The organism is Tenacibaculum finnmarkense genomovar ulcerans (assembly GCF_900239495.1).
Taxonomy (GTDB): Bacteria; Bacteroidota; Bacteroidia; order Flavobacteriales; family Flavobacteriaceae; genus Polaribacter; species Polaribacter ulcerans.
Genome location: NZ_OENE01000015.1, coordinates 244519 through 260456, shown reverse-complemented (window position 1 = coordinate 260456; position 15938 = coordinate 244519). Strand labels below are relative to the sequence as shown.

Annotated in this window: 13 protein-coding genes; 3 read left to right on the top strand and 10 right to left on the bottom strand. The window is 29.7% G+C overall.

The window, feature by feature from the left end; all coding sequences use genetic code 11:
• Positions 1-145: 145 nt before the first annotated feature.
• Positions 146-1873 carry a hypothetical protein gene (locus DPIF8902391_RS06265; protein ID WP_172505338.1) on the top strand — a complete coding sequence of 576 codons (1728 nt, stop codon included), beginning with the start codon at positions 146-148 and terminating at the stop codon, positions 1871-1873.
• Between the two features lie 628 nt (positions 1874-2501).
• On the opposite strand, the gene lpdA is transcribed toward DPIF8902391_RS06265, so the two are convergent.
• Positions 2502-3902 (bottom strand): dihydrolipoyl dehydrogenase, encoded by a 1401-nt coding sequence (lpdA, locus tag DPIF8902391_RS06260; RefSeq protein ID WP_058885742.1) that lies wholly within the window; start codon positions 3900-3902, stop codon positions 2502-2504.
• Positions 3903-4075: 173 nt separating this feature from the next.
• Here lpdA and DPIF8902391_RS06255 point away from each other — a divergent pair, with 173 nt between their 5' ends.
• Positions 4076-5317 (top strand): glycosyltransferase, encoded by a 1242-nt coding sequence (locus DPIF8902391_RS06255; protein ID WP_172505337.1) that lies wholly within the window; start codon positions 4076-4078, stop codon positions 5315-5317.
• Between the two features lie 15 nt (positions 5318-5332).
• Positions 5333-5932, top strand: coding sequence for a hypothetical protein (locus DPIF8902391_RS06250; RefSeq protein WP_172505336.1), 600 nt, complete (start codon positions 5333-5335; stop codon positions 5930-5932).
• 85 nt (positions 5933-6017) lie between these two features.
• Here the strand turns inward: DPIF8902391_RS06250 and DPIF8902391_RS06245 are convergent, their stop codons facing one another.
• From DPIF8902391_RS06245 to DPIF8902391_RS06205, 9 genes are all read right to left on the bottom strand, one after another.
• Positions 6018-6503: a DUF4625 domain-containing protein gene (locus tag DPIF8902391_RS06245; protein ID WP_172505335.1), complete on the bottom strand. Its 486-nt coding sequence runs from the start codon at positions 6501-6503 to the stop codon at positions 6018-6020.
• Between the two features lie 73 nt (positions 6504-6576).
• Positions 6577-7335: a DUF4625 domain-containing protein gene (locus tag DPIF8902391_RS06240; protein WP_172505334.1), complete on the bottom strand. Its 759-nt coding sequence runs from the start codon at positions 7333-7335 to the stop codon at positions 6577-6579.
• A 38-nt stretch (positions 7336-7373) separates the two neighbouring features.
• On the bottom strand, positions 7374-8198 hold the full coding sequence (locus tag DPIF8902391_RS06235; protein ID WP_172505333.1) for a hypothetical protein: 825 nt from the start codon (positions 8196-8198) through the stop codon (positions 7374-7376).
• A 50-nt stretch (positions 8199-8248) separates the two neighbouring features.
• Positions 8249-10612, bottom strand: a complete 2364-nt coding sequence (locus DPIF8902391_RS06230; protein WP_172505332.1) for a TonB-dependent receptor — start codon at positions 10610-10612, stop codon at positions 8249-8251.
• Between the two features lie 257 nt (positions 10613-10869).
• Positions 10870-11181, bottom strand: a complete 312-nt coding sequence (locus DPIF8902391_RS06225) for a hypothetical protein (RefSeq protein ID WP_172505331.1) — start codon at positions 11179-11181, stop codon at positions 10870-10872.
• A 165-nt stretch (positions 11182-11346) separates the two neighbouring features.
• Positions 11347-13368: a M3 family metallopeptidase gene (locus tag DPIF8902391_RS06220; RefSeq protein ID WP_172505330.1), complete on the bottom strand. Its 2022-nt coding sequence runs from the start codon at positions 13366-13368 to the stop codon at positions 11347-11349.
• A gap of 154 nt (positions 13369-13522) precedes the next feature.
• On the bottom strand, positions 13523-14002 hold the full coding sequence (gene purE / locus DPIF8902391_RS06215; RefSeq protein WP_172505329.1) for a 5-(carboxyamino)imidazole ribonucleotide mutase: 480 nt from the start codon (positions 14000-14002) through the stop codon (positions 13523-13525).
• A gap of 38 nt (positions 14003-14040) precedes the next feature.
• Entirely contained in the window at positions 14041-14637 is a 597-nt protein-coding gene (locus DPIF8902391_RS06210) for an HNH endonuclease domain-containing protein (protein WP_172505328.1), read from the bottom strand.
• A 2-nt stretch (positions 14638-14639) separates the two neighbouring features.
• A complete protein-coding gene (locus DPIF8902391_RS06205) occupies positions 14640-15920 on the bottom strand; it encodes an ATP-binding protein (RefSeq protein ID WP_172505327.1) in 1281 nt (426 codons plus the stop codon).
• Positions 15921-15938 lie beyond the last annotated feature (18 nt).

Sequence of the window (15938 nt, the reverse complement as noted above, 5' to 3'; positions counted from 1 at the left end):
TTAAAAAGCCAAACGACTTCGTTTGGCTTTTTTTTTGCATTTTTTTAAATTTAAAAGGATTGACTATTGCTTGATTATAATTAAAAGAGTAGTTTTGCACCTTATTAAGATTTAATAAAAATAAGTAAAGTAAAAATCAAAGAAAATGAAAAAGAGTAATTTAATTTTTAGCGTACTACTGTTAGCGTTTTTAACGCTATTCACTATGGTTTCTTGTTCTGATGACGATCCGATTCCTATAGTAGATATCGAATTAAACACTAAAGAATTAACGCTTACCGAAAAAGGAACATCAGGAATTATCAATGTTTTAAAAGGAAATGGAGCTTATAGTGTAACTTCATCAGATAAAAAAATAGCGACCGCTAGTATAATTACTGATAAAGAAACTCAAAAAACAACAATTTCAGTAACACCTGTAAGCGCAGGAACAGCGACCATTACGCTTGTTGATGCTGCCGATAAAAAATCGGAAATTACTGTATTGGTAAAAACGCCTGATGTGGCTATTGAAAAATCATTAGTAAATCTTTTAGTAGATGAAATTGCTACTATTAAAATTTTAGCAGGTTCTAGCGAGTATGAAATAAGTGTAAATAATAGCAATGTAACTGCCGAAATAGTGGGCATGGATATTAAAATTACAGGGAAAGTATTAGGAGAATCTGAAGTAACTTTAACAGATATTAAAACCAAAAAAACCGCTGTAATAACCGTTAAAATTACACCAGCACCTGAATTAACTCTTGATAAAGAAAAAGTGGAGTTTATTTTAACACAAACAGGAACAGTAACTATTTTAACAGGAACAGCTCCTTTTACTATTGAAGATAAATATAGTTGGGCATCAACAACATCAACATTTAAAATTGTAAATGAACAAGGAGAAGAAGATGTAAATGGATCTAAAATAATTTTTGATAGTACAAAAGAAACGATTGATTCTTATAAAATAACAGATGCCAAATTAAAAGAAATAGACTTTGATGTAAAAGTATTTAAGGCATTAAGTGTATCTGAAACCGCATTAGAAATTCCAAAAGGAAAAATAGTAGAAATAACTTTAGAAGGTAAAATAGATGCAATTGAAGTAAGTTCAACAAATTCAAGTGTTGCAACTGCTGAAATAAAAGATGAATACGGTTCAAGCAGTCGTACAGTAATGATAAAAACAGCTCAAGTTGGTTCGGCAGAATTAACTTTTACTGATGGAGTTACTACACAAAAAGTAACCGTAACCGTTGTTGCGCCAAATCCGTTGGCTATTTTTAATGATGATGTTGAAGTAAACACTACAACTGTTTATGAGTTAGGATCTTTAGATTTAATTCTTCAGGGAGGAATTGGCGAATATGAGGTTACTTTTAGTAAAGAAAATGTTTTAACTTTTGATGAAATACAACAATCGCCTTTAGATGATAGCAAGTATTATTTAAAATTAAAGCGTAATTTTTCTGTTAGACAAGCAGGTGAGGTAGTTGTTACGGTATCAAGAAAAGATGACGCTACTGATTCAAAAAGTTTTACGGTAAAATATAAAACTTTAATAGCAGCATCTATAAAAATAAATGGTGTGGATGTTATTCAGAAAGAAAGCTCAGAATATGGTATGGCGACACCTTATTTTACAGCAAATCAAGAAAAAAGTTATGATGTTTACGTTGCGGTAGGAACTACTGTTGATTTTGAAATTTTAAATAACCCGAGTGTTAATTGTACTGTAGATGCTTCAGGTTATGGTTCAGATCGAGGAGAAATTACTGGAGATGCTACTAAATTTAGCGTAAAAACACTAAAGTCGGGTAATTATTATGTATCGATAACTAATCCTGAAGATGAACAGGTGCTTTTAGTAACGGTTAGAATTGAATAATTTTTTTTAAAAAAACATATTATTTTAGATAAAATTAAAATTTATATATATAAAAAAAAGCAATCTCAAAATGAGGTTGCTTTTTTTCTTCTAATTATTTTTAGCGCCTGTTTAAAAATTAAATAAACTGTCAGTTCGAGTGATTTTTTTCCTTCAAAAAAATTGTATCGAGAACTTTTTTAGTATAAAATTCATCAACATCAAAGAACTCAAATTCTCGATACAATTTTAATTCCTTTTAGTCATTAAAATCACTCGAATTGACAAAAATCATCAAAAAAAGGAGAACTACGGAAAATCAGGATGCGAACCTGAAATAAACTCCCGTTGACGGATGCGATTTCTTATTTTTCTGTTATAAAATTTTTTTAGATGAAATTTAAACAGGCTCTAAAATCACTCGAATTGACAAAAATCATCAAAAAAAAGGAGAACTACGGCAAATTAGCTAAATTCAGGTTGACGGACTCGAATCCTAGCCCCGATTGAAGCAATTGTTTGAGCTCTTTTTTGTTTTTTTTCTTTTAAAAAAATAAAAAAAGCGAGTGCGGAAAGCGGGAAATAGCTCCAAAAAAAAAGACAACCTCTAAACGAGATTGCCTTTTAAAAAAATGTATTTTAAAATATTCTAAGCATTTAAAGGCTTACCATCCCAGGCTCCTTTTGCAGCTTCTTTTATAGCTTCTGAATATGTTGGGTGACCATGACAAATTCTTGCCAAATCTTCAGCAGATGCTCTGAATTCCATAGCAACGGCAGCTTCCATAATTAAATCGGCAACACGTGCACCAACCATGTGAACTCCTAATACTTCATCGGTATTTTTATCGGCTAAAACTTTTACAAAACCGTCTAAATCGCCACTTGCTCTAGAACGACCCAAAGCACGCATTGAAAATTTACCCACTTTATAAGCAACATCAGCATCTTTTAATTCTTGTTCTGTTTTACCAACAGCCGCAACTTCTGGCCAAGTATATACAATTCCAGGAATTAAATTATAATCAATATGAGGTTTCTGCCCTGCTAAAAACTCCGCAACAACAACACCTTCTTCTTCTGCTTTATGCGCTAACATTGCTCCACGAACAACATCACCAATAGCATAAATATTCGAAGCACTTGTTTGTAAATGATCGTTTACATCAATCATTCCTCTATCGGTAAGTTTTACACCTGCTTTTTCTAAATCTAAGCCTTTTGTAAACGCTTTACGCCCAACAGCAACTAAACAATAATCACCAGTAAAAGTAACTTCTTCGCCTTTTTTGTTAGTCGCTTTTACGATAACTTCATCGCCGTTTCTTTCCACAGAAGTAACCCCATGATTGGCGTTAATCTTCATTCCTTGTTTCTTTAAAACTTTAGTAAGTTCTTTAGAAACATCAGCATCCATAGTAGGGGTGATTTTTGGAGCGTATTCAATTACGGTTACATCAGCACCTAAACGCTTGTAAACAGAACCTAATTCCAATCCAATAACTCCACCACCAATAACTAATAAGTGCTTAGGAACTTCTTTTAATTTTAACGCTTCCGTAGAAGTAATAACACGTTCTTTATCTAATTTGATAAAAGGCAATGTACTCGGCTTAGAACCTGTAGCAATAATGATATTTGTTCCTTCAATTACTTCAGAAGTTCCATCATTTTTAGTAACTTTTACATGTGTAGCATCTTCAAAAGAACCCAAACCTTCATGAACAGTAATTTGATTTTTGTCCATTAAATATTTAATTCCACCAGTAGTAGTTTCTACAATATTTGCTTTACGTTCTACCATTTTTGTGAAATCGAAAGAAGGTTTTTCAACCGTAATTCCGTGAGCATCAAAATGATGAACAGCATCGTAATAATGATGCGAAGAATCTAACAATGCTTTTGAAGGAATACATCCAACATTTAAACAAGTTCCTCCTAAAGTCGAGTATTTTTCGATAATAGCTACTTTTGATCCTAATTGTGCTGCTCTAATAGCTGCAATATATCCACCAGGACCAGAACCAATAACGATTAAATCATATTTCATAAGTCGTATTTTTAATATTTATGTATAGCTGATAAAAAAGCTTATTTTATCAATTTATATTTAATTTTATAGAGTAATACTTGCAAAATTACATATAAAAGTTGATTTGCTGAAGTATGTATTCGATTAGTTTTTACCAAAAAATAACATTAAATATCCTAACTTTGGAGCTTATGAAGCAATTATTAATTATCGGATATGTTTGGGTAGAACCAAATTCTTCTGCGGCAGGAAGCAGAATGTTACAATTAATTGAATTATTTAAAAAGAATAATTACAAAATAACTTTTGCATCGCCAGCACAAAAGGGCGAAAAGGCGTTTAATTTATCAGAAATTGATGTAAATGAAGCGTCAATTGCATTAAATTCGGCTTCTTTTGATGATTTTATAAAAGAATTAAATCCTGAAATTGTACTTTTTGATCGTTTTATGATGGAAGAGCAATTTGGTTGGCGTGTTGCCGAAAATTGCCCTGATGCGCTGCGTATTTTAGATACCGAAGATTTACATTTTTTACGTAAAACCCGTCATCAGCAATTAAAAAAAGGCGAAATTTTTTCTACGGATGCGTTGTTAAAATCTGTCGATGCAAAACGTGAAATTGCGTCTATTTTACGTTGTGATTTAAGTTTGATAATTTCTACGTATGAAATGAAATTGCTTCAAGATGTTTTTAAAATTGATGAAAATTTACTGTATCATTTGCCTTTTTTATTAGCTGAAATTGATAAAAAAAGTATCAATAATTGGAAACCTTTTGAAGAGCGAGAAAATTTTATATTTATCGGAAACTTTTTTCACGCTCCAAATGTTGATGCAGTTTTAACCTTAAAAAATCATATTTGGAAACAAATTCGCAAACAATTACCAAAAGCAGAAATTCATATTTATGGCGCGTATGCAACCCAACAAATAAATCAATTACACAATAAAAAAGAAGGGTTTTTAGTGAAAGGTTTTGCTACGGATGCCCTAGAAGTGGTAAAAAATGCAAAAATTGTTTTAGCTCCGATACGTTTTGGAGCAGGAATAAAAGGGAAATTAACCGAAGCCATGATTTGTGGAATGCCAAGTATTACCACAACTATTGGAGCAGAAGGAATGCACGATACTTTGCCTTGGAATGGTTTTATTGAAGATGATTTTGAAGAATTTGCCAATAAAGCGGTAGTAATTTATTCGGATGAAAATCTGTGGAAAAAACACCAAGAAAACGGCATTGAAATTATCAATACTATTTATGATAAAGAAAAAATTGAAGTTCCTTTTATAAATCAGCTAAAAAAAATCCAAGAAAATTTAGCGGAATATCGCACACAAAATTTCCTTGGAAGTTTATTACAGCATCAAACCATGCAAGCCACAAAATATATGAGTAAGTGGATTGAAGCGAAAAATTCAAAAGAAATTTAACATAAATAAATTGAAATGCTAAAAAAAATAATTGTTATTCTTGGAATTTTTTTAATGATTTCCTGTTCTTTTAAAAGGGTTGTTTGTACCTATAATTATAACACAATTGCACATGGAATCGATTTTAAAAACACCAACAGCACGAACGGAAAATGGGCATTAAATATGTTAAATATTCGTGGAATTAGGGGGACAGTTGATGATAATTTAAATACTATTGTTTTTGATAAATTTATGATTTGGACGAAAGGAAAAGTGGTTAAAAAAGAAAATTTTAAAGATAATCAAGGGAAGCAATATCCTTTTGAAATTTCAGAAAACCCGACAAAAGAAGATTTAATAAATTTTAAAAAAACAACAAATTATAATTATTTAATCAATATTTTTTTGCTGGAAGATATTCAAAATTCTAAAAATAGAGAAATAAAAGTAGTTATAAATATTTATGATTTGGGGAATCAAAAAATGATGTTGAGTCAAGAAGTAATTGGTTTTTTAGATAAAGAAAATGGAACAGATATTGGTAAAGATTTTAAAATCGATGTAATACCTGATATGATGTATAAAATACTGACAAAAGGGCTTAAGCGAATCGAAAAAAAATCAATTTATTAATTTTTATTATAATAATTTGTAATTTAAAAATTAAAAAAAAATCTAATATATTTTTAAATATATCAGATTTTTTAGGCTTCCGTAATTACTGAATTTTAATATCAACCGAAGTTCTACTTTGCCAACCTGTAATATCAATTACCGAAATTTGACAATGATAATCGCCTGAATCAATATTTGTAGGAATTGAAATTTCTTGTGAAATTTCATAGGTTTTAGGATTGTTTGTAATATCATAATTTTCCATGAAAATAAGCGGAGAAACAGGCGTTTTTATAGGATTTAAATCACACAAACTTCCTTGGTCATCGTGTGTATGATGGTCAAAATTATTATGAATATCAATTGCATACGAAGCCAAACCGATATTATCGGCAACTTTTACTTTTATGATATATTTTTCACCTTTTTTCAATATAGTACACGATTGCGGAAATCCGCCTGTATAATTAATGGTAATGCTTGGTTTTTCTTTGTCAATTTCTTCGGATTCATCATTACAACTTATCAGAAATAAGCTTAAAAACAATAAAATTCCTGTTGATTTGATAGTTAATTTTAATAAATTCATTTTATATAATTATTATGACAAAGCCTACAAGAAAGAAATTCAAGTAGGCTTTTTTAATGTTTTATATTGATTATTATTTTACAGTTAATGGATAAGACAGAACTACTTTTTCTTTATTTTTATCTTCAACAATAATATATAAATCGTATGTTTTGTTTGATTTTAATTTATCTGTTATTGTTAATTTTTCGTTTAAAGATATTTCTTTAATATCTTTATCTGAATAGTTTAATTCTTTTTCAATATGATATTTCCAACCTTCTCCTTCAACAAATTCAGGAATTAATAATTGAATATTTTTGATAGCATTTTTCGATTTTATAAGTGCTTTTATGTTTAAATCTTTACCTATAATCGCTATTTTATCATTTTCGCTAGCAGTTCCGTATTTTACATCTTTTACTAAAATACTGTACGGCGTTACTTTTAACACATCTTCTCTTGTTTTCTTTTTCCCTTTTTCATCTTCAACAGTTATTGAAAAAATGTAATCGGTAACTTTAGCATCATAAGAAATATCGACATGTTTATGAAAATTTACTTCTTTTGCTCCAGTATATTTTTCGGTGAATATTTCTTTGAATTTCCAGTCGCCTTTTACACTGTCTTTTAAATAAATTTCTACAAGAATATTTTTAATTTTTTCATCTGCAAAAATCCCTGCTCCGATATGGATATTTCCACCTTGTTTTATGGTTTTATCGGTACTGTGTCCTGACCCAAATTCTAAATTAATAATTCCTAAAGCGGGAGCTATTATAATTTCTTCTTTTGTACAAGCGCCTAATGTTATTGCTAAAATAAGGATGCTTAAATATTTTTTGTAATTCATTTTAAATGTGTTTTATTAATTGATTTTAAATATTATTACTATTTTATTTCAAAAAGAACAGATAGTTTTACACTTTCTTTTTCACCTTTTTCTTGTACATAGATGTTTAGCCAATATTCTTGTTTTGATGATTCGGGTAATAAATCATAATGATAATGTATGTGCGGATTTTTAACTCCTTCATATAAGTTTTTAGGAAGTATCGTTACTACGCTATTCCATTTTCCGATGGCTACTTTTTGGTCTGTTCTCCATTCTTTAAACCATAATTCATACTTAATTTCGGTTACGGTATTTGGTTCAGAAATATATTCAAATTCAGTATGTATTTCATCTTCTCCAAAATTTACAGTATTATTTTCTCCTATTTCTAAGTCTTTAAATTTTTGAAGGATGCTTAATTTTTTGGTAATAATACTTTTTGTTCCGTCTTCATGTTCAACGGTAATTTTAAAGTTATAAACGCCTGTAGCAGCTTTAAATGAAGGGTTTTGCTTGTTTTCTTCATCAAAATATAAATGATAATGAATGTGCGGATTTAATTGATTTTCATAATTTTTAACAGGAACTACATGGTTTTTCAAGCCCCAAATTACTTCGCCTTTATTGGCTTTGGATGTATTATAATCTTCAACATCGAAATAAATTTTAGTTACTTTACTTGTTCCTAAATAGTCGAATTCAATATGAATATCTACGTTTGATTGTGGCAAAATAAAATCAGAATTACCAATTTCTAAACCTTTAAATCTTTCTTGATTGATATTTTCTTCAAAACTATCAGGCGTTGGATCTTCGTTATTACACGATATAATAAAAAAAGAAGTTACTAGTAAAAACAATGTTTTAAATGTGTTTTTCATGGTGTAAAAATTAAAATGTTTGAATAAAAAAGTGATTATAATTAAGTTGTTTAAAATGTTTGTATAATACTTATTGAAAAATTTCTATTAGGCTCAGGAACTTCAATTAACCGATAAAAACTGGTGTGGTTAAAAACCGTTTTATTGAAAATATTATTTAATTTCCCTTGAATTTTCATCGGATTTTTTTTCGAAAACACCGAAATATTAGTGTGTAATCCTGCGTTAATTACCGTAGCTCCGTTGGTTGGTTTTTCGGGCGGCACGATGTCATTTTGATTTGCCGTGCTTCTCAGGTTCGAAAAAAACTTGGTTTTTTCAAAAAACACCCAATCGTTAAAGGTATATTCAAAAGAAAAAACACCTGTTAATGGCGGCGAAAACGGCAGTGAAAAATTCTTTTTTTCACCGTTTAATTGTCTTGATTTTACGTATTCTAAAGAAGCAGTAAAGGCTATTTTTTTAATAGGAGTATATTCTAAGGTAATTTCGCCACCATATCTAAAAACCTTATTTTGAGTGTATTTATATTTTTGAAGCGTTTCATAATAGCCAGAAGTTGGGGTTAAATAAATATAATTATCAAAATAATTGGCAAAAGGCGTTAGTTGAATACTTGCTTTTTTAAAATTATTAAATTCAGAAAAATCAGCTTTAAATTCGGCATCTATTTGATACGAACTTTCGGGTTTTAAATCAATTTTCCCTTGTTCATATCGGTACATATGATAATTTACGCCATTAGAAGCAAGTTCATTGGCTAGCGGAATTCGAAAACTTTTACCAATATTTATTTTATAAAGCGTGTTTTTTAACGAATAACTAATTCCTGTGGATGCACTAAAATTATCAAAATGCAAGTTGTTTTTTGTGGCACGCTGTAGTTTTTGCATCGAAATAATGCCGTTTTTATTAACAGGCGATACAAATGATTCGTAATAGGCTTGTGTTTTTAGGTTTCCGTAATCGTAACGAATACCAGCATCAATATGTATATTTTTGTTGATTTTTAGTTGATTATACACAAAAGCTCCCACAGTAAAACGGGTATATTCAGGAATAAGAAAGCCCCAACCCGCAATTTTATTATGCTGATAATCTAGATTAATTCCTGTGACTATTTTATAATTATCAAAATAATAATTCTCATTTTTGATGTTAAAATTATAGGTGTTTTTAGTAAAACGACGCTCCATAGTGCTTGTCGGTTTTGACATATACCCGTGTGCAATAGGCTCAGAATGTTCTTCTCTATCATTTTTTTGAAAACCAATTTCGATATCTAGCGTGTTGTTTTTGAGTGAAAAACGAGTATTGTTATTTATTTTAAAATGATTTACTTTATGAAGCGGTAAATCAATATCGTTGCTACTTTTATCGTAATCAATTTTAGAAGTTCGCACTTCTAGTCCGTGAGCATTGGCAAAAAAACCATTTTTAGCATGAACATTGCTAATGTAAGTGGTGGAGTTCAGGGCATCATCAGTATATCCTAAACTAAAACCGATATTATGATTTTTTCCTGCGGTATTTCGCAAATTATTTTGATGTAAATCAAAAATATAATTGTCGTAGGTTATCTTACGAACAGGCACTTTGTAATCGCCGTATTGCTGATGTGTAATTCGAGTTTTATAATACCAATGTTTGTAGCGTTGCTTTACACCGAATGAAATTCCGTATAAATTATTGTTGTTTTTATGAGTGATATTCACTTCTCCGGCTAAAGAATTTACATTGGGCAGGGTATTGTTTTTGATATTAATAACCCCCGCAATAGCATCAGAACCGTACATTAACGAAGCCGCTCCTTTGGTAATTTCAATACTTTCAACATTGTATTGATCAATTTCTAAACCATGATCGGCACCCCATTGTTGTGCTTCATGTTTTATACCATTTTCAACCACCACAACCCTGTTAAAACCAAGCCCTCTTATAGTAGGTTTTGACTGCCCCGAACCGATAGTTATCGCACTAACCCCTGGTATATTTTGAAGTGTTTGCATTAGGCTATTATCCCTATTTTGAGCTAAAAATTCCGTGTTAATTTTTTGCTTATTTCCACTGTATTTAATGAAATTTTTTACAGGTTTTTGTGTAATAGTAACCTCGTTTAATATGGCGTTATCTTGTGTAAGCGCAATTAGCAGTATAGTATGTTTTTTAGAAAAATCAACTATTTTTTGATAATTTACATAGCCTACGTGCGTAATTTTCAGCAGTTTTTTAGGGCTTTTTTCTTCGGATATTTCCTCAGATATTTGGTTAAATATTTGATGAAAAATAGCATTTCCGTTAAGATTTGTGTAGGCGTGTTTCCTCCCGATGCTCACATGAGCATTAGGTAGCACTTTATGTGTTGTTTTATCAATTATAGTTATAGTAAGATCCTGCTTTTTTTGAGAAAGCATTTTTTGACTAAAAAATAGAAGATAAAACAATACACAAAATAAAGCGCTGAAGCTTCGTTTTGTCATAATGATCTAAAAAATAATAAAAAGTAAGTAATTGTTTTATAGTTAAATACGGTTTTTTGAACGGGTATTTAATGCTAAAACAGATTGAAGAATGGCTATTTATACCGATAAATAAATCATACAAAAAACAGCATCAACTAATTTAATTTAGGTTGATGTTTGTATAATAGCTAAATAAAAAGCATAAATATTTAAGAAATAGTAGGCGGTGCTCTTAATCTTTTAATTGAAGAAAAACAAAAAGATAAGGTTATTGATTTATAATTTTCAATAACAATTTTATTAGCAGTAAAAGTTACTGCTTCGGTAAAAATATTCGATGAAAAATTAAACGAAGAAAAGGCAAAGTAACATACATCACAATGATCATTTACAGACTCGTGTAAGTGTGTTAATTTTTCTTTACAATCATGGTGCTGGTCATTCTCATGATGATGGCTTGCTTTAACAATACTAGGAAGCATAAGAAGAAACACCAAAAATATAGCGGTGATTTTACTCAAGAAACTATGTTGTTTTACGACCATTTATTTATTAAAAAAAGCAAAGGTAAGTTATAAATTAAAGATGGAGTAAATAGTTTTGTTAAAATTTGTGTTTTTTTAGGAGATGTGTAAAATCAATAATTACGGATTATAATTTTATAATCCGTAATTATTAATTGCTTTTTATGAAATTAACCCAGCACGTTTTAAAAGCGCGTCTGGTTTTGGTTCTTTTCCTCTAAAGCGTTTGTATAATTCCATAGGTTTTTCAGTCCCACCTTTTGAAAGTACATTTTCTTTAAATTTCGTAGCTACTTCTTTGTTGAAAATTCCTTTTTCTAGGAAATATTCAAAAGCATCAGCATCTAAAACTTCCGCCCATTTATATGAATAATATCCAGCAGCATATCCTCCTTGAAAAATATGAGAAAAAGCGGTACTCATACAATTTTCATCAACTTCAGGATATAATTTAGTATCAGCAAAAGCATTATTTTCAAATTCTTTTACTGATTTAATTGTTTCTGGCGATTCGTTACCGTGCCATTGCATGTCTAATAATCCAAAACTTAACTGACGTAAAGTTTGCATTCCTTCATGAAAACTAGCCGATTCTTTAATTTTCTCCACATATTCCATTGGAATTGTTTCACCAGTTTCATAGTGTTTTGCAAATAACTCTAAAGCTTCTTTTTCGTAACACCAATTTTCTAAAACCTGACTTGGCAACTCTACAAAATCCCAAGAAACCGAAGTTCCTGATAAGCTTGTATACGTTGTATCGGCTAACATTCCGTGAAGTGCGTGCCCAAATTCATGAAATAAAGTTGTAACCTCGTTAAAAGTTAATAAAGAAGGTTTTGTTTCGGTTGGCTTGGTAAAATTACAAACAATAGAAACTTGCGGACGCTCGTTAACATTATTTTTAACATATTGCGATTTATAAGAAGTCATCCAAGCGCCATTTCTTTTCCCTTTTCTTGGGTGAAAATCAGCATAAAAATGCGATACAAAATTTCCGTTTGTATCGGTAACATTGTACGTTTTTACATCTTCATGATATGTATCTATCGATGTAATTTCTTCAAATTTTAAATCGAATAATCTATTAGCGATTTCAAAAGCACCATCAATTACATTTTCTAATTTAAAATAAGGCTTCAATAATTCTTGATCTAAAGAAAAAAGTTCTTTTTTTAATTTTTCAGAATAATAAGCGCCATCCCATTTTTGAAGCTGGTCGATACCGTCTAATTTTTTGGCGTAGGCTTCTAAATTATCAAATTCACGTTTTGCAGCAGGTTTTGCTTTTTCTAATAAATCATTAGAAAATGATAAAACTTTATCAGGGGTTTCCGCCATTCGTTCTTCTAAAACAAAATGAGCGTGGGTTTTATATCCTAAAATATTAGCTCTTTTATAACGAAGATTTACAATGTCTAAAACGATTTGTTCATTATTGTATTTATTATCTTGAAAGGCTTTTTTACCAGCCGAAATAGCGAATTTTTTACGTAATTCTCTATTATCAGCATAAGTCATAAAAGGAATATAACTTGGATAATCTAAGGTAAAAACCCAGCCTTCTTTTTCTTTTGATTTAGCAATTTCTTTAGCCGCTTCTTTTACACTTTCTGGTAATCCTGATAAATCATTTTCATCAGTTAAGTGCATTTCAAAAGCATTTGTTTCAGCTAAAACATTTTCACCAAATTGTAATGATAATTTAGATAATTCTGCATCAATTTTACGTAATTTAGTTTTATCAGCATCATTTAAATTAGCACCATTTCTAGCAAAACTCTTGTATTGTTTATCTAATAAAGTAGTTTGTTCAGGTGTTAATTTTAAAGCATCTTTAGTTTGATAAACACTTTTAACTCTATTAAAAAGTGCTTCGTTTAAAGTGATGTCATTTCTGAATTCACTTAATAAAGGCGAAAGTTCTTTGGCTATTTTTTGAATTTCATCATTAGTTTCAGCAGAATTTAAGTTGAAAAAAATTGAGGTAATTCTATTTAATTTTTCTCCTGCAAAATCTAAAGCAATAGTGGTGTTTTCAAAAGAAGGCGTATCAGAATTTTCAATAATACTTTTAATTTCTTCTTTTGCTAATTCGATTGCTTTTTCAATAGCGGGTTTATAGTGTTTTTCTTCTATTTGAGAAAAAGGAGGTGTTTTAAAATGGTGTAATAAAGGATTCATTAAATAGGTGCGTTTTAAAATGAATAATAAAAATGAATAAAAAGTAAAAATAACGAAATTACTTGTAGCAAATAAGGTTTAAAAAAAGTAGTTAATAAAAAACCTCACCAATTTTTAAAATTGATGAGGTTTGATAATTTTATAGAATAGAATTTTATTTACGAACTCTTTCAGACGCTTTTTCAACCTTAATTTTTAATTCCTCTTTGTAAGCTATAATTTTATCTAAAATTGTAGCATCCGAAGCCCCAATAATTTGGGCTGCTAAAATACCTGCATTTTTTGCACCATCTAAAGCTACAGTTGCCACAGGAACACCTCCTGGCATTTGTAATATTGATAAAACAGAATCCCAACCATCAATAGAATTTCTGCTTTTTACAGGAACTCCAATTATTGGTAAAGGGCTCATAGATGCTACCATTCCTGGTAAATGAGCTGCTCCACCAGCACCTGCAATAATTACTTGAATACCACGTTTGTGAGCATTTTTAGAATAATCTACTAATTTTTCAGGAGTTCTGTGAGCAGAAACAATATCTACTTCTATTTTGATATTAAAACTCTCTAAAATATCGATTGCTTCTTGCATGATTGGAAGATCTGAATCGCTTCCCATTATAATACCTACCATAATTTTATGTTTTATTATTTGTGTGTGTTGTTGTTGTTTTATTGAATTTCAGAAAGTAATTCCCAAATATTGATATTAAATTCTTCGTTGATAGCTCTTAAATAATGAACTCCATTAATATAATCGTTAATTAATGTTTTAAAGAAATTATCAGCAGATTCACCAGAAAGTTTCATGTATTTTTTTGTCCTCTTGATATATTTTTTTCGATTATCAGCTAGCATAAGGTCATCTAATTTGAGTAAATTAATTAGATTTTTAGCTTCAATATCGTTTGAATTAGCTAAAAAATAATCGCCATCTTCGTATAAAATTCTATTTTCAAAAGTGGAGTCTGTTGGATGTAAAATAGGTTGAAAATTCTCCCATTTAGAAGATTTTTCTTTATTCCATTGATGTTTTACTAAAAACCAATTTTGATAAGAATCTGCTTCTTTTCCTTTTAATTTCGGATTAAAATGTTCGATATCTTTCGCATCTGTTCTGCCAATATATTCTTCGGTATAAGCACAAAATCCTTTTTGCTCTTTGTATAAAATATTAGAAATCTTTTTATTATTTGCAGAATTTCCAACAACATAATTTAAGTTTTCTTTTATAATTTCAGAGTCTACTTTTTTGATACTTCTTTTCATACCTAAAAATTATAAGTATCTCCTAATTTCATAAATTCAAAAAGCATCTTTTTCTTCTTTTCAGTATCTTTTTCCTTTGGAATAGCCTGTTTTAAATTCAGGTATTTTTTATAAGCATTCTGCCCGTGTTTATTGTAATAGTTAACACCAAAATCATTTTTTAACATATCGTTTGGGTCATCGCCAATTGGAGAACTTCCTCTTTTAACGGCAACTTTACCATCGGTATCAAAATATAAAATAAAGCGTTCTTCAGGTTCAAAAGAAGCGGCAATAAAAGGAGAATGCGTTGCTACAATAAATTGCGCATCGGGCGCAAGGTTTTGATAATTTTCCATCAAAGACATTTGCATATCAGGATATAAAGAACGCTCAGGTTCATCCATTAATATGATGGCATCTTTGGTATTTAATTTGAATAACGGCAAAAAAGAAAGCAATAAGCCTTTAGTTCCGGTACTTGTGTGTTGTATCGGAATTATTTCTTCGTTTCTTTTATTGATGATAGGAATGGAATATTCTGTATTTACTAAATCAACTTCTAAATTTAATTTTTCTAATAACGGATTAAATTTATCAGCAAAATCCATCAACTTATTAGGGTTTTCTTTTTGCCATTTTGAAAATTCAGCTTGTAATTTTTTTGGGTCGTTTAATAAACCTTTATGAATCAATTCTGACATTTTTTGAGTAAACTTCTTTCGATAATCAAGAATGTCTTCTATAAGCGATAACCATAATTCTTTTGGAACCTTATTATCAAAAATGTTTATGAATCTATTTCTATCCCTTTGATGTCGAGTATCTTTAATTATATCAGAATATTTTTCATTTAAATTTATAGGGTTTTCTGTAAAAACTTCAATATTTTCATCTGAAATAATATTAGCTTTGAAATAATGTAAATTAGATATTTCGCTAGTTGGAATTAAATGATGGAATTTCCCAGAAAGTCTTTCGTTTTGATATTCTCTTCCCGCATAAGTGGTAATTTTACCTTTTAATTTATAAATTGTTGTTTTGAAGTTTATAACTATTTCACTTTTTAATTTTTCTATAAGAATATAATCTGTAAGTTTTTCATGAACGATAGTTTCATGAAGAGCTTGTTCTATTTTCGAAAATAACAACTCCAATAAATTAGTTTTTCCAGTAGCACTTTGCCCAATAAAACAGATTTTATCTAAAGGCTCACCTTTTCGCTCTCCGCTTTGATACGTAAAATCAAAATCTAGGTTTTCTAGATGTTTATACTGTGCTATTTTTAATTTTGAAATCTTCATTTTTGGAGTTGAATAAAA

What these genes read in the sequence shown, in the direction of transcription:
- DPIF8902391_RS06265 (WP_172505338.1), top strand. Translation starts at nt 146, where the DNA reads ATGAAAAAGAGTAATTTAATTTTTAGCGTACTACTGTTAGCGTTTTTA.
- lpdA (WP_058885742.1), bottom strand. Translation starts at nt 3,902, where the DNA reads ATGAAATATGATTTAATCGTTATTGGTTCTGGTCCTGGTGGATATATT.
- DPIF8902391_RS06255 (WP_172505337.1), top strand. Translation starts at nt 4,076, where the DNA reads ATGAAGCAATTATTAATTATCGGATATGTTTGGGTAGAACCAAATTCT.
- DPIF8902391_RS06250 (WP_172505336.1), top strand. Translation starts at nt 5,333, where the DNA reads ATGCTAAAAAAAATAATTGTTATTCTTGGAATTTTTTTAATGATTTCC.
- DPIF8902391_RS06245 (WP_172505335.1), bottom strand. Translation starts at nt 6,503, where the DNA reads ATGAATTTATTAAAATTAACTATCAAATCAACAGGAATTTTATTGTTT.
- DPIF8902391_RS06240 (WP_172505334.1), bottom strand. Translation starts at nt 7,335, where the DNA reads ATGAATTACAAAAAATATTTAAGCATCCTTATTTTAGCAATAACATTA.
- DPIF8902391_RS06235 (WP_172505333.1), bottom strand. Translation starts at nt 8,198, where the DNA reads ATGAAAAACACATTTAAAACATTGTTTTTACTAGTAACTTCTTTTTTT.
- DPIF8902391_RS06230 (WP_172505332.1), bottom strand. Translation starts at nt 10,612, where the DNA reads ATGCTTTCTCAAAAAAAGCAGGATCTTACTATAACTATAATTGATAAA.
- DPIF8902391_RS06220 (WP_172505330.1), bottom strand. Translation starts at nt 13,368, where the DNA reads ATGAATCCTTTATTACACCATTTTAAAACACCTCCTTTTTCTCAAATA.
- purE (WP_172505329.1), bottom strand. Translation starts at nt 14,002, where the DNA reads ATGGTAGGTATTATAATGGGAAGCGATTCAGATCTTCCAATCATGCAA.
- DPIF8902391_RS06210 (WP_172505328.1), bottom strand. Translation starts at nt 14,637, where the DNA reads ATGAAAAGAAGTATCAAAAAAGTAGACTCTGAAATTATAAAAGAAAAC.
- DPIF8902391_RS06205 (WP_172505327.1), bottom strand. Translation starts at nt 15,920, where the DNA reads ATGAAGATTTCAAAATTAAAAATAGCACAGTATAAACATCTAGAAAAC.